Origin of the sequence: Gymnodinialimonas ceratoperidinii (genome assembly GCF_019297855.1) — a bacterium.
Lineage (GTDB): Bacteria > Pseudomonadota > Alphaproteobacteria > Rhodobacterales > Rhodobacteraceae > Gymnodinialimonas > Gymnodinialimonas ceratoperidinii.
The window spans coordinates 3033371-3052894 of the sequence record NZ_CP079194.1 but is presented as its reverse complement, the minus strand read 5'-3'; the positions used below and the strand labels follow the sequence as shown (position 1 = coordinate 3052894).

Here is a 19524-nt window from a genome sequence, read left to right as displayed (position 1 = left end):
GACCGACCCATGACCGATCTGCGCACGATTATCATCGACGATAAAGAGGTTGAGGTTGATCCCGCCATGACCCTGATCCAGGCCTGCGAGCAGGCCGGGATCGAGATCCCCCGTTTCTGCTATCACGAGCGCCTGACCATCGCCGGCAACTGCCGCATGTGCCTCGTTGAGGTCGTGGGCGGCCCGCCCAAGCCCGCCGCCTCCTGCGCCATGCAGGTGCGCGATCTGCGCCCCGGCCCCGAGGGGGCGCCGCCGGTCGTGAAGACCAATTCGCCCATGGTAAAAAAGGCCCGCGAGGGGGTGATGGAGTTCCTGCTCATCAACCATCCGCTCGATTGCCCGATCTGCGATCAGGGCGGCGAATGCGATCTTCAGGATCAGGCGATGGCCTATGGCGTGGACTTCTCGCGTTTCCGCGAGCCCAAGCGCGCGGTGGACAACATGAACCTCGGCCCGCTGGTCGACACGGCGATGACGCGCTGCATCTCCTGCACCCGCTGCGTGCGGTTCATCAGTGAAGTCGCCGGCATGCCCGAGATGGGCCAGACCGGCCGTGGCGAGGATGCCGAGATCACCAGCTACCTCGGCGCGACGCTCGAATCGGAGTTGCAGGGCAATATCGTGGACCTCTGCCCCGTGGGCGCGCTGACCAACAAGCCCTACAGCTTTACCGCCCGTCCGTGGGAGCTGACCAAGACCGAATCCGTCGACGTGATGGACGCGCTCGGCTCCAACATCCGCGTCGACACCAAGGGCCGCGAAGTGATGCGGATCCTGCCGCGCAACCATGACGGCGTGAACGAGGAATGGCTGAGCGACAAGTCCCGCTATGTCTGGGACGGGTTGCGCCGCCAACGCCTCGACAAACCCTACATCCGTGAAAACGGCAAACTGGTGCCGGCAACCTGGGCCACGGCAATGAGCCTCGCGGCCGAGAAGATCAAGGGCGCCGCCAAACTCGCCGGTCTCGTCGGCGATCTGGCGTCCACCGAGGCCACCTTTGCCCTGAAATCACTGGTCGAAGGGCAGGGCGGTTCCGTGGAATGCCGCACCGATGGCGCCAAGCTGCCCGCGGGCAACCGCGCCGCCTATGTCGGCACGGCGAGCATCGAGGATATCGACGACGCCGAGGCGATCATGCTGGTGGGCACCAACCCGCGCGCCGAGGCCCCGGTTCTCAACGCCCGCATCCGCAAGGCGTGGACAAAAGGCGCCGTGGTCGGCCTGATCGGCGAAGCTGTCGATCTGACCTATGACTATGTGCACCTTGGCACCGACCGGAAGGCGCTCTCGGATCAATTGGGTGTCGCTCACCCGTCGGTTCAGGGCAAGTCGAGCCTCGTGATCGTGGGTCAGGGCGCGCTGATCGGGGACGACGGCGAAGCGGTTCTGGCGCATGTGCAGAAGTTCTGTGCCGAGACCGACTCCAAGCTGCTGGTCCTGCACACCGCCGCTGCCCGCGTGGGCGCGATGGATCTTGGCGCCGTGACCGAGGGTGGTCTGGAGGCCGCGCTTGACGGCGCGGACGTGGTCTACAACCTCGGCGCCGACGAGATCGTGGTGCCGGCGGGCGCTTTCGTGATCTATCAAGGCTCTCACGGGGACCGGGGCGCGCATCGCGCGGACGTGATCCTGCCCGGTTCGGCCTATACCGAGGAGCCCGGCACCTTCGTGAACACCGAAGGCCGCCCGCAACTGGCACAGCGCGCCAGCTTCCCTCCCGGCGATGCGCGCGAGAACTGGGCGATCCTGCGGGCGCTCTCGGCCGAGGTCGGCTCCGTGTTGCCGTTCGATTCCCTTGGCGCGCTGCGCAAGGCGATGGCCGAAGCCGCACTCCATCTGGCAATGATCGACGAAGTGGTCGAGAACAGCGGCGAGGCGCTGGCGATGGCCGAGATGGGGCAGGGCGACTTCGCTCTGGCGGTGTCGGAGCATTACCTGACCAACCCGATCGCCCGCGCATCGACCCTGATGGCCGAGCTTGCCGCCGCCGCGAAGGCGCGGCGCCAAGAACCGATCGCGGCGGAGTAAGGCCGTGGGGCTCGCCCCGCGCCACGCCGCGCGCTTGTCCATCCTCGCCGGAATCGGCGCGGTCTCCGTTGCAATGGCAGGCTGTCAGCCCGCCAGCGACGGCCCGACGCTGCAAGAGGCACCGCCCGCGACATACGACGGGGTGGAAACGCGTCTGCTGGACGAGGATCTGGTGAATTTCCGGGCACAGATGACCGGTGTCGCGACGCGCGCCGATCTGGATGCCTATGCCCGCTGCGCGGCAGCACAATACACGCTGATCCGGGGATATTCCTTTGCGCGACATGTGCGCACAACTATTACGGAAGAGGGTGGCGTTTGGGCCGCAGATGCGGTTTACACCATCTCGCCGGACCTGCCCCGGGGTTTGCAAACCCTCGAAGCGGAAGTAGTGACGGCCGATTGCGCAGAGCAAGGGATACCGACGGTTTAAGGGACGCCCCATGGTAGAGTTTTTCACCGAGACAACATTGGGCATGGGCCTGCTGATCCTGTTGCAGTGCTTGCTGCTTGTCGTGCCGCTTCTGGTCGCCTTGGCGTTCCTGATGTACGCCGACCGGAAGATCTGGGCCGCCGTGATGATGCGGAAAGGCCCCAACGTCGTGGGCGCCTTCGGCCTGCTGCAAAGCTTTGCGGATTTCATCAAGTATATCGTCAAGGAAATCGTGGTGCCCGCGGGCGCTGATCGCGCGGTCTATTTCCTCGCACCGATCGTCAGCCTTGTCATGGCGCTGATCGCCTGGGCCGTGATCCCGTTCAACGACGGTTGGGTTCTGTCGAGCCTCAACGTCGCGGTGCTTTATGTCTTCGCGGTTTCCTCGCTGGAGGTTTACGGCGTGATCATGGGCGGTTGGGCCTCGAACTCGAAGTACCCGTTCCTCGGGTCGCTTCGTTCGGCGGCACAAATGATCTCCTACGAGGTCTCCATCGGCCTGATCATCATCGGTGTGATCATCTCGACCGGCTCGATGAACCTCACTGCCATCGTCCATGCGCAGGACGGCGACTTCGGGTTGCTGAACTGGTACTTCCTGCCGCACTTCCCGATGCTGTTCCTGTTCTTCATCTCGGCACTGGCCGAGACCAACCGCCCGCCGTTCGACCTGCCCGAGGCCGAGGCCGAACTGGTGGCGGGTTACCAGGTGGAATATTCCTCGACCCCGTTCCTGCTGTTCATGATCGGCGAGCTTGTCGCGGTCGTGCTGATGTGCGCGCTGACCACGCTTTTGTTCTTCGGCGGCTGGCTGTCGCCGATCCCCGGCCTGCCCGATGGCGTGCTGTGGATGATCCTGAAGATGCTCGGCGTGTTCTTCATGTTCTCGATGGTGAAGGCCATCGTGCCGCGCTACCGCTATGACCAGTTGATGCGCCTGGGGTGGAAGGTGTTCCTGCCGTTCAGCCTGTTCTGGGTTGTGTTCGTGGCCTTCATGGCCCGTTACGAAGTGCTTGGCGGCTTCTGGGCCCGCTTCGCCGTTGGAGGTTAAGCCATGACGCAGATCGACTATACCCGCGCCGCTAAATACTTCCTGCTGGCGGATTTTTTCAAAGGCTTCAAACTGGGCTTCAAGTACTTCTTCTCGCCCAAGGTGACGATCAATTACCCGCACGAGAAGGGGCCTCTGTCGCCCCGTTTCCGCGGTGAGCACGCCCTGCGCCGCTATCCCAACGGGGAAGAGCGTTGCATCGCCTGCAAACTCTGCGAAGCGATCTGCCCGGCACAGGCGATCACGATCGACGCGGAGCCCCGTGAAGATGGGTCGCGCCGCACGACGCGCTATGACATCGACATGACCAAGTGCATCTACTGCGGTTTCTGCCAGGAAGCCTGCCCGGTCGATGCCATCGTGGAAGGCCCGAACTTCGAGTTCGCCACCGAGACCCGCGAAGAGCTTTACTACGACAAGGAAAAGCTGCTCGCGAATGGTGAGCGTTGGGAATCCGCGATTGCCCATAACCTCGAGCTGGATGCGCCCTACCGATGAGTGACGCCCCGCAAAACCCGTTTGAAGCGCTGTTCAGGCAGACGCAGGAAATGACGCAGACCTGGCTGAAGGCCGCTGCGCCGGCGATGTCTGCGACCCAGATCGAGAAGCTGTGGCCGCAGGTCCCGCCCGAGATGCTGGAAGCCTTCATGGGCAAGCAGTTCAACCCCGAGGGGTTGGAGGCCAAGACACGGCTGTTGCTGACGCTGCAGGGTCTCACGATCCAGGGCGCCGTGGCCGAGCCGCAGGTCCGCATGACGGTGCGGCAGGCGCTTTCGGTCGGCGCGACGCCGCAGGAAATCGCCGAGACCATCGGTCTCGCCAGCCTGTTCGGCGGCATGCCCGCGATGAACAAGGCGATGAATTTGGCTAAAGAGGCCATCGACGGAGAAGGGGGCGGAAGCGCCTCCGGAGGGGACGACTGAGATGACCATTGCAGATTTCACCTTCTACCTCTTTGCGCTTTCGGTGATCGCAGGTGGCCTGTTCACGGTGACCTCGAAAAACCCGGTGCATTCGGTGCTCTGGCTGATCCTCGCATTCCTGTCCTCGGCCGGCCTCTTCGTGCTTCTGGGCGCGGAATTCGTCGCGATGCTGATGGTGATCGTCTATGTCGGCGCCGTCGCGGTCCTGTTCCTCTTCGTGGTGATGATGCTCGACGTCGATTTCGCCGAGTTGAAGGCGGAGATGGCGAAATACGTGCCCCTTGGCGGCCTGATCGGGGTCGTTTTGCTGATGCAACTGACGCTGGCCTTCGGCTCCTGGACCTATTCCGATGGCGTCGAGGGACGCCTTGGCAGCCCCGTGCCCGCAATGGACGAAGCCCATAACACGCAGGCGCTTGGCCAGATCGTTTACGATGACTTCTTCCTCGCCTTCCAGCTTTCGGGCCTGATCCTTCTGGTCGCCATGGTCGGCGCCATCGTTCTGACGCTGCGCCACCGGGTGGACGTGAAACGGCAGGACATCGTGGCGCAGATGATGCGCGATCCGGCCAAGGCGATGGAGCTGAAAGACGTGAAGCCGGGCCAAGGCCTCTAGGCCGAGACGATGACACCGGGCGGCGCAATCGCCGGTCCGGGCGCCCAACGCGGCGCGACAGACAAAAGCACCGGGGCAACCCGGACAGACGATGGGGGCCTGAGGCCCCGGAGGGACAACGAATGACCATAGGTCTCGAACATTATCTGACGGTGGCAGCTGCGCTGTTCGTCATCGGTATTTTTGGCATCTTCCTGAACCGCAAGAACGTCATCATCATCCTGATGTCGCTGGAACTGATGCTGTTGTCGGTCAACATCAACATGGTCGCCTTCTCGTCCTTTCTCGGCGATCTGACGGGGCAGGTGTTCACGCTGTTCATCCTGACGATTGCCGCCGCCGAGGCCGCCATCGGCCTGGCCATCCTCGTCTGTTACTTCCGCAACCGTGGCACGGTCGACGTCGAAGACGTCTCGAACATGAAGGGTTAAGGACACATGGAAACGATCCTACTCTTCTCGCCCCTCGTTGGCGCTCTGATCTGCGGTTTCGCCTGGCGCCTGATCGGCGAACAGGCGGCCTGCGTTGTCGCGACCGCCTTCCTGTTCCTGTCCTGCTTGCTGTCGTGGATCGTGTTCCTCGGCTTCGACGGCGAGACCTACACCCGTTCGATCATGACCTGGATCGAGAGCGGCACGCTCTTCACCGATTGGGCGATCCGGGTGGACCGCCTGACCGCGATCATGCTGATCGTGATCACCTCGGTCTCGGCGCTCGTGCACCTCTATTCCTTCGGCTACATGGCCCATGACGAGAACTTCAAGGAGGGCGAAAGCTACCGCCCCCGGTTCTTCGCCTACCTGTCGTTCTTCACCTTCACCATGTTGATGCTGGTGACAGCCGACAACCTGCTGCAGCTGTTCTTCGGTTGGGAAGGCGTGGGCGTCGCCTCGTATCTTCTGATCGGTTTCTACTACCGCAAGCCCTCGGCCGGTGCCGCGGCGATGAAAGCCTTCATCGTCAACCGCGTGGGCGACTTCGGCTTCCTGCTCGGCATCTTCGCCCTGTTCTGGATGACCGACTCGATCCAGTTCGACGTGATCCTGCCCATGGGCGCGGAGCTGGCGGAGATGACCATCACCTTCCTCGGGATGGAGCTGAACGCGGCCGAGACCATCGCCTTCCTGCTGTTCATCGGCGCGATGGGTAAATCCGCGCAGCTCTTCCTGCACACATGGCTGCCGGACGCGATGGAAGGCCCGACCCCGGTGTCGGCCCTGATCCACGCCGCAACCATGGTGACGGCGGGCGTCTTCCTCGTCTGCCGCATGTCTCCGATCATCGAATACGCGCCGCTGGCGGGCAATTTCATCATCATCGTAGGCGCGCTCTCGGCCTTCGTGGCCGCCACGATCGGCCTCGTGCAGAACGACATCAAGCGCGTCATCGCCTATTCGACGATGTCGCAGCTCGGCTACATGTTCGTGGCCGCGGGCGTCGGCGTCTACTCGGTCGCCATGTTCCACCTGCTGACCCACGCCTTCTTCAAGGCGATGCTGTTCCTCGGCGCGGGCTCGGTCATCCACGCGATGCACCACGAGCAGGACATGCGGAACTACGGCGGGTTGCGCCACAAGATCCCCTATACCTTCTGGGCGATGATGATCGGCACGCTGGCCATCACCGGCGTCGGTATCCCGCTGCTCTACTTCGGTTTCCCCGTGGGCTTCGCAGGCTTCGTCTCCAAGGACGCGGTGATCGAGAGCGCCTTCGCCTTCGGCGGAGATCTGGGCACCTTCGCCTTCTGGGCATTGGTCGTGGGCGCGCTGTTCACCAGCTTCTACTCCTGGCGCCTGATGTTCCTCACCTTCTTCGGCGAGGCGCGAGGCAACAAGCACACCCATGACCATGCCCATGAGAGCCCGATGACGATGCTGATCCCACTCGGCGTGTTGGCCATCGGTGCGGTCTTCGCCGGTATGGTCTGGTACGGCAGCTTCTTCGGCAAAACCAACTACGTGGCGCAGTTCTTCGGCGTCCCCTACGCGGAAGAGTCTCACGGTGACGACCATGCCGAGGAGACTCACGGCGAGGACGCACTGGCGACCGAGGCGCTGGTCGAGGACGATCACGACACAGAGGTCGTGGCCGATGAGGCCCATGGCGACGAGGATCTGGCCGACGCAGCCTACGCGGGCGACAGCTACGCCGAGGCGCACTACGTCTTCACCGGCGCACCGGGAGAGGGCGCCATCCACCATGGCCCCGACAACCACGTGCTCAACGATGCCCATTCGGTGCCCACATGGGTCAAGCTCGCGCCGTTCTTCGCGATGCTCGGCGGCTTCCTGACGGCATTCCTGTTCTACATCGTGAACCCGTCGCTGCCCGGTCGCCTCGCGCAGCAGCAGCGGCCGCTCTACAATTTCCTGCTGAACAAGTGGTACTTTGACGAAGCCTACGACTTCATCTTCGTGCGCCCGGCGCAGGCCATTGGCCGGTTCCTCTGGCACCGCGGTGATCGCGACACGATCGACGGCGGCATCAACGGGCTGGCCATGGGGATCATCCCCTTCTTCACGCGGCTCGCGGGCCGGGCCCAGTCGGGCTACATCTTCCACTACGCGTTCGCGATGGTCGTGGGGCTCGTTGTCCTGATCACCTTCGTCACGTTGAGCGCAGGGTAAGGCATCATGGATAACTTGATCTCCATCGTCACATTCCTGCCGCTGGTGGCAGCGATCATCATGGCCGTGTTCCTGCGCGGCGAGGATGAAGCGGCGCAGTTGAACGCCAAGCGGTTGGCCTTTGCCGCCACCGCCGCGACCTTCCTCGTGTCGATTTTCCTGCTGACCGGCTTCGACACGTCCAACACCGGCTTCCAGCAGGTGGAAGAGACCGAGTGGATGTTCGGTCTGACCTACAAGGTCGGTGTCGACGGCATCTCGATCCTCTTCGTGATGCTGACCACCTTCCTGATGCCGATCACCATCGCCGCCTGTTGGGGTGTGACCCACCGGGTCAAGGAATACATGATCGCGCTGCTGATCCTCGAGACGCTGATGATCGGTGTCTTCGTGGCGCTCGACATGGTGCTATTCTACCTCTTCTTCGAGGCTGGCCTGATCCCGATGTTCCTGATCATCGGTATCTGGGGCGGAGCGAACCGGATTTATGCGAGCTTCAAGTTCTTCCTCTACACCTTCCTCGGCTCGGTGCTGATGCTGGTGGCCATGATCGCCATGTATGTCGACGCCGGCACCACCGACATTCCGACGCTGCTGAGCCACAACTTCGGCACCAACAGCTTCGAGGTTCTGGGCTTCACCGTTGTCGGCGGATTGCAGACGATGCTGTTCCTCGCCTTCTTCGCCTCCTTCGCGGTGAAGATGCCAATGTGGCCGGTCCATACCTGGCTGCCCGACGCGCACGTTCAGGCGCCCACGGCGGGTTCCGTTGTGCTGGCCGCGATCCTTCTGAAGATGGGCGGCTACGGTTTCCTGCGCTTCTCGCTGCCGATGTTCCCGGTGGCCTCCGACCTGATGGCGCCGCTGGTGCTCTGGCTGTCCGTGATCGCGATCATCTACACCTCGCTGGTGGCGATGGTGCAGGAGGACATGAAGAAGCTGATCGCCTATTCCTCGGTCGCGCACATGGGCTTCGTGACCATGGGCATTTTTGCCGCGAACCAGAACGGCGTGGACGGTGCGATCTTCCAGATGATCTCCCACGGCTTCATCTCGGGCGCGCTCTTCCTGTGCGTGGGCGTGATCTACGACCGGATGCACACCCGCGAGATTGATGCCTATGGCGGCCTTGTCGTGCGGATGCCGGCCTATGCGGCGGTCTTCATGCTGTTCACCATGGCCAACGTCGGCCTGCCCGGCACATCGGGCTTCGTGGGTGAATTCCTGACCCTGATCGGCGTCTTCCAGGTCAACACCTGGGTCGGCCTGTTGGCCTGTACCGGGGTGATCCTCTCGGCGTCCTACGCGCTCTGGCTCTACCGCCGGGTCGTCTTCGGAGACCTGATCAAGGAAAGCCTGAAATCCATCACCGACATGACCGGCCGCGAGCGCGCCATCTTCGCGCCGCTGATCATCATGACGATCCTTTTGGGCGTCTATCCGAGCCTTGTGACCGACGTGATCGGGCCCTCGGTTTCTGCCCTTGTCGAAAATTACGATGTGGCCGTGGCGGCTTATGAGCCCCACACCGCCATCGCTGCCAGCCACTGAGGACTGCCGCCATGATCTCTGCTGATCTTGCCATTCTGACGCCCGAGATTGTCCTGTCGCTCTTCGCGATGGCGGGGCTTCTGATCGCGGTCTACACGTCCAAGGACGCGATGGCCGCGGGGATGTGTTGGGCCACGGCGGCCATGTTCGTCGTCATGGCCTTCTACATCGGCGTGACCGGAGAGGGTGCCCGTATTGCCTTCGACGGGATGTTTGTCGAGGACGCCTTCTCGCGCTTCGCCAAGGTCGCGATCCTCTTGTCGGCGGCTGCAATCCTCGTGATCAGCCAGGATTTCATGGCCAAGGCCGATCTTCTGCGGTTCGAGTTCCCGGTGCTGATCATTCTGGCCGTCGTGGGCATGATGATCATGGTCTCCGCCGGCGACCTGATCGCGCTCTACATGGGGTTGGAGTTGCAATCGCTGTCGCTCTACGTCGTGGCCGCCATGCGCCGCGACAGCGTGCGTTCGACCGAAGCCGGCTTGAAGTACTTCGTCCTCGGCGCCTTGTCGTCGGGCCTCTTGCTCTATGGCGCGTCGCTGACCTACGGCTTTGCCGGGACCACGCAGTTCATCGGTATCATCGACGCCGCGCAGGGGGGTGACATGCCGCTCGGCATGCTCTTCGGCCTTGTTTTCATCACGGCCGGTCTGGCCTTCAAGGTCTCTGCCGCGCCGTTCCACATGTGGACCCCTGACGTCTACGAGGGCTCTCCCACGCCGATCACCGCGCTCTTCGCGACCGCGCCGAAGATTGCCGCGATGGCGCTCTTTGCCCGCGTTGTCCACGATGCCTTCGGCGGCGTCGTCGGAGACTGGCAGCAGATCGTGGCCTTCCTCGCGGTTGTCTCCATGTTCCTCGGCGCGATTGCCGCGATCGGCCAGACCGACATCAAGCGCCTGATGGCCTATTCCTCGATCTCGCACATGGGGTTTGCCCTGATGGGCCTCGCGGCCGGCACCGCCGTCGGAGTGGAGGCGATGCTGATCTACTTGGCGATCTACGTGGTGATGAATATCGGCACCTTCGCCTTCATCCTGTCGATGGAGCGGGACGGCCGTCATGTCACCGAAATCTCCTCACTGTCCGGCCTCGCCAACAAGGAGCCGACCAAGGCGCTGGCGCTTCTGGTCATGATGTTCTCGCTGGCCGGTGTGCCGCCGCTTCTGGGCTTTTTCGCCAAATACGCGGTGCTTCTGGCGGCAATTGAGGCGGGCCTGATCTGGGTCGCCGTGGGCGGCGTGATCGCCTCGGTCATCGGTGCGTATTACTATATCCGCATCGTTTACCTGATGTATTTCGGCGAAGAGCGGGAAGGCTTGGACGGCAAGATGGCTCTGGTGCCCTACATCGGCCTGATCGCCATGGCGGCGATCATCGGCCTGGGCTGGATCCCCGGCATCAACCTGTTCGGGATCGAGGCGTCGGCCGAAACCGCTGCCGCGATGCTCCTGCGCTAGATGACGACCGGACGGCCCGCTGGCGCATGGCCTTTGGGTGTCTCTCGTCGGGTTCTGGAGACCACTGACAGCACGATGCTGGAGGCCGCACGCGCGGCCCCGACGCTGAACGGGCCCGAGTGGGTGCTGGCCTTGCACCAGACCGCCGGAAAGGGCCGCCGGGGACGGGCGTGGTCCATGCCCGAGGGCAATTTCGCCGCGTCGCTGACAATGCGTCCGCCGGGGCCGGTCTCGCAGATTGCGCTGCGATCCTTTGTTGCCGCCAACGCGCTGCGCGCTGCGCTGATCGAGGTGGGCTGTGCGTCCGAGGCCCTGACCCTGAAATGGCCGAACGACGTGCTCTTCAACGGTGGCAAGCTGGCGGGGATCCTGCTCGAGAGCCTGGGCGATGGGCGCGGTGGCGTTTCGCACCTCATCATCGGGGTCGGGGTAAACCTCGCCGAGGCCCCGGATCCGGCGGCGCTGGAGCCCGGTGCGGTACGCCCGGTGGCCCTGCCGCACAAGGTAACGCCCGAGGCCCTTCTGGACGCCCTCGCGCCCGCCTATGCCTCGCGAGAACTTAGCCTCTCGGCCTACGGTTTCGGGCCGACGCGCACCGAATGGCTCGCCCATGCCGCGCGCTTGGGAGAAGTCATTACCGCGCGACTGCCGCGCGAGGAAATCACCGGCACGTTCAAGGACGTGGACGAGAGCGGTAACCTGATCCTTGAGACCGCCAAGGGCTCGCGTGCTATCGCGGCGGCGGACATATTTTTCTGAACGGAGGCTTCCATGCTCCTGTGTATCGATTGCGGCAACACGAATACTGTCTTCAGCGTCTGGGACGGAACGCAGTTCATCGCCACCTTCCGGGCGGCGACCGAGCATACGCGGACGGCGGATCAATATTTCGTCTGGTTCTCGACCCTGATGGCCCACGAGAAGCTCGCGGTTGATGTGTCGGAATGCATCATCTCCTCCACCGTGCCGCGCGTGGTGTTCAACCTGCGCGTCCTCTGCGACCGCTATTTCGGGACCCGCCCGCTGGTTGTCGGCAAGCCCGAGTGCCTTCTGCCCGCCCAGGCGCGGGTGGATGACGGCACCATCGTCGGGCCAGACCGCCTTGTGAACACGGCCGGTGCCTACAACCGCCACGGCGGCGACCTGATCGTGGTGGATTTCGGCACGGCGACGACCTTCGACGTGGTGGCCTCGGACGGGGCCTACATCGGCGGCGTGATTGCGCCGGGGGTGAACCTGTCGCTCGAAGCACTGCACCAAGCGGCAGCGGCCCTGCCGCACATTGACGTGACGAAACCTCAGGCTGTCATCGGCACCAACACGGTGGCCTGCATGCAATCGGGTGTTTTCTGGGGCTACATCGGCCTTGTGCGCGGGATCTGCGACCGGATCCGCAGCGAGTACCGCGAGACCCATGACCGCGACATGCGTGTTATCGGAACCGGCGGCCTCGCCCCGTTGTTCTCCAGCGGAGATGTGCTATTTGACCAAATCGAAGATGATCTGACGATGCACGGCCTGACCGTGATCCATAAATACAACAAGGATAAAAACCCCACATGACTGATCGCAACCGCCTCATCTACCTTCCCGTCGGCGGCGCCGGGGAAATCGGGATGAACTGTTATGTCTACGGCTATGGGCCGGAAGGGCAGGAGCGGCTGATCGTCGTGGACACGGGCGTCGCCTTCCCCGACATGGACGGCCAACCGGGCGTGGATCTGATCCTGCCCGACGTGGAATGGCTGGAAGAGCGCAAGGATCGGATCGAGGCGATTTTCATCACCCATGCCCACGAGGATCACGTCGGCGCGCTCGGCCACCTCTGGAACCGTCTGGAGGCCCCTGTCTACTGCCGCAAGTTCACGGCCATCCACGCGATGCGCAAGATGGACGAGGCGGGACATGACCCGGCGCAGGTGCGCGTGGTCGAGGCTTACCCCGAGGTCGTGGAGACGGGCCCGTTCAAGGTCTCCTTCGCGCCCGTCGCGCACTCCATCCCCGAGGCCTCCGGTCTCGTGATCGATACCGACGCGGGCCGGGTCATCCATTCGGGCGACTTCAAGATCGACCGCGCGCCGGTGGTTGGAGAGGCCTTCGACGACGAGCTCTGGCGCCAGATCGCCTCGGAAGGGGTGCTGGCCTATGTCTGCGATTCCACCAACGTCTTTTCGCGCCATCCGGGGCGCTCCGAGTCGGAGTTGCCGCCGCAGATCACTGAACTGGTGGCCAACGCGCGCGGCATGGTGGTCGCTACGACCTTCGCGTCCAACATCGCTCGCCTGCAGACCTTGGCGGATGCCGGCATCGCCGCCGGCCGCTCCATCTGCCTGATGGGCCGCGCCATGCAGCGTATGGTGAAAGCGGGCCGCGAGGCGGGCGTGCTGACGGACTTCCCGCAGACCGTGTCGCCGGAAGACGCGCTCGACATTCCGCGCGAAAGCCTGATGCTGATCGTAACCGGCAGCCAGGGGGAGCGTCGCGCGGCCTCTGCCTCGCTCTCGCGCGGCAAATACCTCGGCCACGAGCTGAAAGAGGGCGATACGTTCCTGTTCTCCTCCAAGACGATCCCGGGCAACGAGGTCTCGGTCGGGCACATCCAGAACGCGTTGGCAGAAATCGGCGTCGAGATTGTCGATGACAACTCCGGCTTCTACCACGTTTCGGGCCACGCCAACCGTCCTGACATCGAACTGATGCACGAAATCCTGAAGCCGCAGATCGTGGTGCCCTGTCACGGTGAATTCCGCCACCTGCGTGAGCACGCGCGGCTGGCGACTGCCAAGGGGCTGACGGGTATCGTCGCCGCGAATGGCGCGATGGTGGAGCTGTCCGGCAACGCGCCGGGCGTCACCGAGCATATCGAGGCGGGCCGGATCTACCTCGACGGCGATGCTTTCGTCGGCCAATACGACGGCGTGATCCGCGAACGTATGAAAATGGCGCTCAACGGCATGGTGGTCGTGTCCCTGATCGTGGACGAGACCGACGAAGTGCTTGAAGACGCTTGGGTTTCCCTGAAGGGCCTGCCCGAGAAGGGCTCCTCCGACGTCGACCTGCAGGAACTGGTCGAGGACGAGATCGGCCGCCTTCTGCCGCGTCTGGATGCCAAGATCATCGACGATGACGACAAGCTGGAAGAAGCGGTGAAGCGCGTCGCGCGCAAGGTCTGCATGCAGGAGATTGGCAAGAAACCTGAAGTGACGCTTCTGGTGAGCCGCCTGATGGCTGAGTAACTCAACCGGGCGCGACTGCCCTGTGAGAAACAAAAAAGCCGCGCGAAGCTGAATGCATCGCGCGGCTTTTTCTTGTCTGTTGTGTCGCCTTATTCCGAGGCGGGCGTATCTTCGGCGGCAGGTGTCTCGGGAGTTTCCTCCTCAACCTTCTTCTTCCGCGTGCGACGGCGCTTCGGCTTTTCTTCCGTCTCGGCTTCAGCCTCGGGCGCGGCTGCCTCAGCGTTTGGCGCTGCCTCGGCGTCGGCCTTCGGCTTGCGCGCCCGGCGACGCTTGGGCTTCTCCTCGGGCGCGGCTTCAGCCTTGTCCTCTGGTGCCGCCTCGGCGTCGGTCTGCGGTGCCTCTGCCTCGGCGACAGTTTCGTCCGCAGGCGTCTCGGCCTCTACCTTCGGCTTGCGGCTGCGGCGGCGTTTGGGCTTCTCGGCCGGTGCTTCGGTCTGTGCATCCGGCTGGGGTGCGTCTTCGGCAGGCGCATCCGTGGGCGTCTCGTCTTCGTCGAGGTTCATCTCGCGCGCGGGGCCGCCCCGGCGTTCGTCGAAGCTCAAGCCGATGAAGTCAGGGGTGAATTCACCCATGCCGACAACGCGAGACCCTCGGTCACCGCGATCACGCCCGCGTCCTTTGCCGCCACGCTCGCTCCGTTCCCGGCGCGGTTGCTGTTGCGGCTGGCGCTCCTGCGGTTCGGGCTTGGCTTCAGGTGCGGCCTCGGCCTTGGGCTGCTCGGCCTTCGGTGTCTCCGCTGCCTGCTCTGCCTTGGGCTCCTCCGAGCGACGACCGCCCCGGCGGGACCGTTTGGGCTTCTCTTCGTCCGAAGACTTGGCTGCCGGGGCCGATTTCACATCGATCGGCGCCTCGGCGCGGGGGATCGGCTGCTTGATCAGCGATTCGATCGCGGCGAGGTATTTCTCGTCCGAGGGCACGCAGAGCGTGATCGCAACGCCGGTCTTGCCGGCGCGGCCGGTGCGGCCGATGCGGTGCACGTAATCCTCGGCATGGCTCGGCACGTCGTAGTTGAAGACATGGCTCACGTTCGGAATGTCGAGGCCGCGGGCGGCGACATCGGAGGCCACGAGAAAGGTGATTGAGCCGTCGCGGAAGCCCGCCAACGTCCGCATCCGGTGCGACTGGTCGAGATCGCCGTGGATCGGCTCGGCGTTCAGCCCGTGCTTTTTCAGGGACTTGGCGACGATGTCGACGTCGACCTTGCGGTTGCAGAAGATGATCGCGTTGCGGAAGGCGTCGCCCTCGGCCGTGATCGCGGCGCGCAGCATGTCGCGCTTCATCTTCGCCTGAGCGTCACGGCGCGGCGCCTTGAACTCGATCAGGCGCTGCTCGATCGTGTCAGAGGTCGTGGACTGCCGTTCCACCTCGATCTTCTCGGGGTTCGAGAGGAAGGTATTGGTGATGCGCTCGATCTCGGGCGCCATGGTGGCCGAGAAGAAGAGCGTCTGGCGCGTGAAGGGTACGAGGCCGAAAATGCGTTCGATATCAGGGATGAAGCCCATGTCGAGCATCCGGTCGGCTTCATCCACGACCATGACTTTCACATCGTTCAGGATCAGCTTGCCGCGCTCGAAATGGTCGAGCAGGCGGCCGGGCGTGGCGATCAGCACATCGACACCCTTGTCGATGGCGGCTTCCTGCTCCTTGAACGACACGCCGCCAATCAGCAGCGCCTTCGTGAGCTTCACGTTCTTGGCGTAGATGTCGAAGTTCTCGGCCACCTGCGCGGCGAGTTCGCGGGTCGGGCAGAGCACCAGCGACCGGGGCATGCGCGCACGGGCGCGGCCGCGGGCCAGCATGGTGATCATCGGCAGCGTGAAGGACGCCGTCTTGCCGGTGCCGGTCTGGGCGATGCCCAGAACGTCGCGGCCTTGAAGGGCGGGCGGAATTGCCCCGGCCTGAATGGGAGTAGGGGTTTCGTAACCCGCCTCCGTGATGGCTTTTTGTACTTTGGGATTTAGATCAAGATCAGCAAAAGTCGTCATGGGCGTCCAATCTGGCCGAGGCGTTATGCCAATCGGCGGGGTGATGGAGCGCAAGTTTGCCAGCGCGCTCCGCGAGACTCGTCCGCGCGGATCACGGACACGCATCGCACTTATTGCATTCGTAGGGAGTCGTCAAACAAAGCCCGTCAGGGCCACGATTTTCGGCGTCGGAGTGTTACGCAGTGGTCAGGCGAAACAGATGCGCGGGCACGCTTATGTCGATATTCTCGGTCCCGGATAGCAGCCGAACCGCCAACCCGTGGCGTTGCGCGTGGGCAAAGAGCGGCGCCGGGAGGAAGATCAGGCCCGCGTGACGGTTCAAGCAATGGCCGTGGCTGCACCCATCCAAGGCACCGCCGCGTCTGAAGGGCAGCTCTACGCCATGGCTCCATGCCTCTTGGAACCGCAGATTGTGCACGCCATCACGGCGTTGCGACAATACGATGGCGCGCGTGGTCTCTCCATCGCGCTCAGCCACGATCACGTGGGCGTAAAGCACGTGGTGGGTGTGATCAGAGACGACGACCTGTCGCGAGTAATGCCCCGCCAAGCCGGTTTCCGGTGAAGACAAGTGGCCCGATTGCGGGACGCAAGCGGCGAGACTGAGAAGGCAAAGCGTGAAACGCCACATGGCGAGACGGTAGCCTACATTGGTTAAGGAGGTCTTAAAGCCTCACAGAGGGATGCAGCTGCGGCGTATAGCCTGACGTCAGAACCTGCAGCGAACTCGGCGGGGTCAAGGCCAGCGCCTCGCCGGAGGGACGGGGGACCGCCGCGCGGTAGCCGTCCGGGCTGAACGGGTGCAGGTGGTCGCCCCGCACCAGATGAGCCGCGCCGTCGTGGATGATAAATGCCCCGTCAGGCAGCGTATCCAGGCGTAGCTCGTGCAAGCGTTTGTCGCGCCCCGCAAGGCGCTCGGCATGTAGCGTCGTGTCCATCTCCACCGCTTTAGGGGCGTCTGTGAATCGTTCGCGGTAGGCGTTGTAGTCGGCGCGTCTGCAATATGCGCAAGGACGGTGGCCGGCAGCCAGCGCGACGGCTTCATCGAGGAAAAACAGCTCTGTCCAGGTGCCGGGTTGCGCGATGGCGCGACGGCGGCCGCGGAAATCGAGCACGCAGGTGATCCAGGCTTTTGCCGCCCATTGGCGGTTCGTCATATGGCCCGCGCGGTCCACGAGGATGCCGCGATTTCCGGTGAAGGTACCTCGGGCAGGGTGGGCGACGATGCGCCCGTCAGGGAGAACACGATTGCGATGGGTCACGAGAGGCTCCTGATCGCCGCGCCGGTCTGTCTAATTGATGTACGCCAGCAAGCGCCCCCGGTCGAGCCGCTGGTTTCCCATGTAGCGCCAATCCCGCAGAGGTGGCTCTCCGACGACACCCGAGAGGGTCAGATCGGATTGCCGAGCCAACCAGCGCGCCAGATCCGCGCCGCTTTCGAACGTCATCAGGTGAGGCGGGATGAGATTGCCCTCGTCGGGTGGTCATAGTGAAAGGACCGTTTGCCGTCGATTTCGCGGCATTCCAGACCGATGCCACAATAGCCAGCATGGTAATTCGCGAGTTGTGCACTGCGTCCGCCGTGGCGGGCAGGGGCCAGATTGGCCTCAAGCGCCTCCACGACGGCGCGGGCGAGGTCGATGCCGTAGGGGGCGGCCTCCTCGGTGCCTTCAAGGGCGCGCAGATGATGGGTGAGCAGGGGTTTCAGATCGCGCGCGCTGGCCCGGCCCAAGGCGCGGTTGGTGCCGTGTTCCAGCAGGGATAGCGACATTCTCCAAGCGGTTCGCAGCGGCGCCTTTCGGAGCGCGTCCCTGCGGTGGTTATCGGCATTCGAGATGTCCTTACCATCTTCCGAGACCAGCCATTGCGCGCGGCGCAGGTCGCACGCCACGGCAATCACGTCTTGCAGGCTCACCTCGCCCTCGGGCGCGGTCACACCATCAGCTCTTTCGTCGCCGAGAGCGTCACATCGGGGTAGTCGCGGGCCACCCTGTCGATGTCCCACTGCAGGCGGGTCAGGTAGACCGGGTCGCCGTCGTTGTCCGTGGCGATGTGCTGCTTGTTGGCGGCGGCGAAGGCCTCGACCGCGTCCTTGTCGCCGTGCACCCACCGGGCGGAAGTGAATTGCGACGCCTCGAAGCGGACTGGCAGGCCGTATTCCAGCTCGATCCGGCTCGCCAGAACCTCGAATTGCAGCGCGCCCACGACGCCGACGATGAAGCCCGAGCCATAGGTCGGCTTGAAGACCTTTGCGGCGCCTTCCTCGGCGAATTGCATCAGCGCCTTGTCGAGGTGCTTGGCCTTCAGCGGATCGCCCGCGCGGCAGCTTTGCAGCAGTTCCGGCGCGAAGGAGGGGATGCCGGTGAAGCGCAGCGCCTCGCCCTCGGTCAGGGCGTCGCCAATGCGCAGCTGTCCGTGGTTGGGGATGCCGATGATGTCACCGGCCCAAGCCTCTTCCGCCAACTCGCGGTCCGAGGCGAGGAACATTACCGGGTTGGAGATCGCCATCGGCTTTTTCGAGCGCACGTGGGTCAGCTTCATGCCACGGTTGAAATGCCCCGAGACCAGCCGCACGAAGGCCACACGGTCGCGGTGCTTGGGGTCCATGTTGGCCTGGACCTTGAAAACGAAACCCGTGACCTTCTTCTCGTCCGGCGAGACCTGCCGGGGGTCGGCGTTCTGCACCTGCGGTTCGGGGCCATATTCGGCGATGCCGTCCATCAGCTCCTTCACGCCGAAGGAGTTCATCGCCGAGCCGAACCAGATCGGCGTCAGGCTGCCTTCGCGGAAGGCGCCGAGGTCCATCGCGGGCAGCAGCTCGCGCGCCATCTCGACCTCTTCGCGCAGCTTCTCCAGCAACTCAGTCGGCACGTGATCGGCCAGCGCGGGGTCGTCCAACCCCTGCAGCTTCACCGATTCCGCCACCTTGTTGCGGTCGGCGCGGTCCATCAGCTCCAGCCGGTCATGCAGAAGATCGTAGCAGCCAAGGAACTCGCGCCCGACGCCGATGGGCCAGGAAGCTGGCGTCACGTCGATGGCGAGGTTTTCCTGGATCTCGTCGATGATCTCGAAGGTGTCGCGGCTCTCGCGGTCCATCTTGTTACAGAAGGTGAGAATCGGCAGGTCGCGCATGCGGCAGACCTCGAAGAGCTTCTGGGTCTGGCTCTCCACGCCCTTCGCGCCGTCGATCACCATGATCGCTGCATCCACCGCCGTCAGGGTGCGGTAGGTATCCTCGGAGAAGTCGCTGTGGCCCGGCGTGTCCACGAGGTTGAAGCGGAAGTTCACCTCAGGGGTCTGAAAGTCGAACGACATGGCGGAGGCGGAGACGGAGATGCCGCGGTCCTTCTCCATCTGCATGAAGTCCGAGCGGGTGCGCCGCGCCTCGCCCTTGGCGCGGACCTGGCCCGCCATCTGGATGGCGCCACCGTAGAGAAGGAACTTCTCGGTCAGCGTCGTTTTACCCGCATCGGGGTGCGAGATGATCGCGAACGTGCGGCGACGGGCGATTTCCGGGGGCAGGGTGGGGCGATTGTCCAACATGTCCCCGCATATATTGAGCGCGGGCCGCCGGGACAATCGGTGATTGTTGGTGCTTGGGGTTGAGGTCG

General features: G+C 63.8%; 18 protein-coding genes and 1 pseudogene. 13 read left to right on the top strand and 6 right to left on the bottom strand.

Features of this window, described 5'->3' with window-relative positions; genetic code table 11:
- Positions 1 to 9: 9 nt before the first annotated feature.
- The 13 genes from nuoG (at position 10) to KYE46_RS14730 (ending at position 13928) form a co-directional block, all read left to right on the top strand.
- On the top strand, positions 10 to 2031 hold the full coding sequence (gene nuoG, locus KYE46_RS14790) for an NADH-quinone oxidoreductase subunit NuoG (RefSeq protein WP_219001576.1): 2022 nt from the start codon (positions 10 to 12) through the stop codon (positions 2029 to 2031).
- A 73-nt stretch (positions 2032 to 2104) separates the two neighbouring features.
- Positions 2105 to 2464 (top strand): hypothetical protein, encoded by a 360-nt coding sequence (locus KYE46_RS14785; protein WP_247716982.1) that lies wholly within the window; start codon positions 2105 to 2107, stop codon positions 2462 to 2464.
- A gap of 10 nt (positions 2465 to 2474) precedes the next feature.
- A complete protein-coding gene (gene nuoH / locus KYE46_RS14780) occupies positions 2475 to 3515 on the top strand; it encodes an NADH-quinone oxidoreductase subunit NuoH (RefSeq protein ID WP_219001572.1) in 1041 nt (346 codons plus the stop codon).
- 3 nt (positions 3516 to 3518) lie between these two features.
- The gene (nuoI, locus tag KYE46_RS14775) at positions 3519 to 4013 is read left to right on the top strand and encodes an NADH-quinone oxidoreductase subunit NuoI (protein WP_219001570.1); all 495 of its coding nucleotides are present in this window, start codon (positions 3519 to 3521) and stop codon (positions 4011 to 4013) included.
- Positions 4010 to 4438 carry a carboxymuconolactone decarboxylase family protein gene (locus KYE46_RS14770; RefSeq protein ID WP_219001568.1) on the top strand — a complete coding sequence of 143 codons (429 nt, stop codon included), beginning with the start codon at positions 4010 to 4012 and terminating at the stop codon, positions 4436 to 4438. Before nuoI ends, KYE46_RS14770 begins: the two co-directional genes overlap by 4 nt.
- A 1-nt stretch (position 4439) precedes the next feature.
- Positions 4440 to 5054, top strand: coding sequence for an NADH-quinone oxidoreductase subunit J (locus KYE46_RS14765; protein WP_219001566.1), 615 nt, complete (start codon positions 4440 to 4442; stop codon positions 5052 to 5054).
- Between the two features lie 122 nt (positions 5055 to 5176).
- Positions 5177 to 5485: an NADH-quinone oxidoreductase subunit NuoK gene (gene nuoK / locus KYE46_RS14760; RefSeq protein WP_219001564.1), complete on the top strand. Its 309-nt coding sequence runs from the start codon at positions 5177 to 5179 to the stop codon at positions 5483 to 5485.
- Between the two features lie 6 nt (positions 5486 to 5491).
- Entirely contained in the window at positions 5492 to 7681 is a 2190-nt protein-coding gene (gene nuoL / locus KYE46_RS14755; RefSeq protein WP_219001562.1) for an NADH-quinone oxidoreductase subunit L, read from the top strand.
- Positions 7682 to 7687: 6 nt separating this feature from the next.
- Positions 7688 to 9232: an NADH-quinone oxidoreductase subunit M gene (locus tag KYE46_RS14750; protein ID WP_219001561.1), complete on the top strand. Its 1545-nt coding sequence runs from the start codon at positions 7688 to 7690 to the stop codon at positions 9230 to 9232.
- A gap of 11 nt (positions 9233 to 9243) precedes the next feature.
- Entirely contained in the window at positions 9244 to 10692 is a 1449-nt protein-coding gene (nuoN, locus tag KYE46_RS14745; protein ID WP_219001558.1) for an NADH-quinone oxidoreductase subunit NuoN, read from the top strand.
- On the top strand, positions 10693 to 11451 hold the full coding sequence (locus KYE46_RS14740) for a biotin--[acetyl-CoA-carboxylase] ligase (protein WP_219001556.1): 759 nt from the start codon (positions 10693 to 10695) through the stop codon (positions 11449 to 11451). It begins immediately after the preceding gene.
- Positions 11452 to 11463: 12 nt separating this feature from the next.
- Positions 11464 to 12255 carry a type III pantothenate kinase gene (locus KYE46_RS14735; RefSeq protein ID WP_219001554.1) on the top strand — a complete coding sequence of 264 codons (792 nt, stop codon included), beginning with the start codon at positions 11464 to 11466 and terminating at the stop codon, positions 12253 to 12255.
- Positions 12252 to 13928 carry a ribonuclease J gene (locus KYE46_RS14730; RefSeq protein ID WP_219001552.1) on the top strand — a complete coding sequence of 559 codons (1677 nt, stop codon included), beginning with the start codon at positions 12252 to 12254 and terminating at the stop codon, positions 13926 to 13928. Before KYE46_RS14735 ends, KYE46_RS14730 begins: the two co-directional genes overlap by 4 nt.
- A gap of 518 nt (positions 13929 to 14446) precedes the next feature.
- Here KYE46_RS14730 and KYE46_RS14725 read toward each other — a convergent pair.
- The 6 genes and pseudogenes from KYE46_RS14725 to KYE46_RS14700 form a co-directional block, all read right to left on the bottom strand.
- Positions 14447 to 15913, bottom strand: a pseudogene (locus KYE46_RS14725) (DEAD/DEAH box helicase); the annotation flags it as partial.
- A 175-nt stretch (positions 15914 to 16088) separates the two neighbouring features.
- Positions 16089 to 16463: a hypothetical protein gene (locus KYE46_RS14720; protein WP_219001548.1), complete on the bottom strand. Its 375-nt coding sequence runs from the start codon at positions 16461 to 16463 to the stop codon at positions 16089 to 16091.
- Between the two features lie 115 nt (positions 16464 to 16578).
- Positions 16579 to 17175, bottom strand: a complete 597-nt coding sequence (locus tag KYE46_RS14715; RefSeq protein ID WP_219001546.1) for a hypothetical protein — start codon at positions 17173 to 17175, stop codon at positions 16579 to 16581.
- A 30-nt stretch (positions 17176 to 17205) separates the two neighbouring features.
- Positions 17206 to 17361 carry a hypothetical protein gene (locus KYE46_RS14710; RefSeq protein ID WP_219001545.1) on the bottom strand — a complete coding sequence of 52 codons (156 nt, stop codon included), beginning with the start codon at positions 17359 to 17361 and terminating at the stop codon, positions 17206 to 17208.
- Positions 17361 to 17849: a hypothetical protein gene (locus KYE46_RS14705; RefSeq protein ID WP_219001543.1), complete on the bottom strand. Its 489-nt coding sequence runs from the start codon at positions 17847 to 17849 to the stop codon at positions 17361 to 17363. Before KYE46_RS14705 ends, KYE46_RS14710 begins: the two co-directional genes overlap by 1 nt.
- Positions 17846 to 19456 (bottom strand): peptide chain release factor 3, encoded by a 1611-nt coding sequence (locus tag KYE46_RS14700; RefSeq protein WP_219001540.1) that lies wholly within the window; start codon positions 19454 to 19456, stop codon positions 17846 to 17848. The genes KYE46_RS14705 and KYE46_RS14700 overlap by 4 nt, the downstream gene beginning before the upstream one ends.
- Between the last annotated feature and the right edge of the window lie 68 nt (positions 19457 to 19524).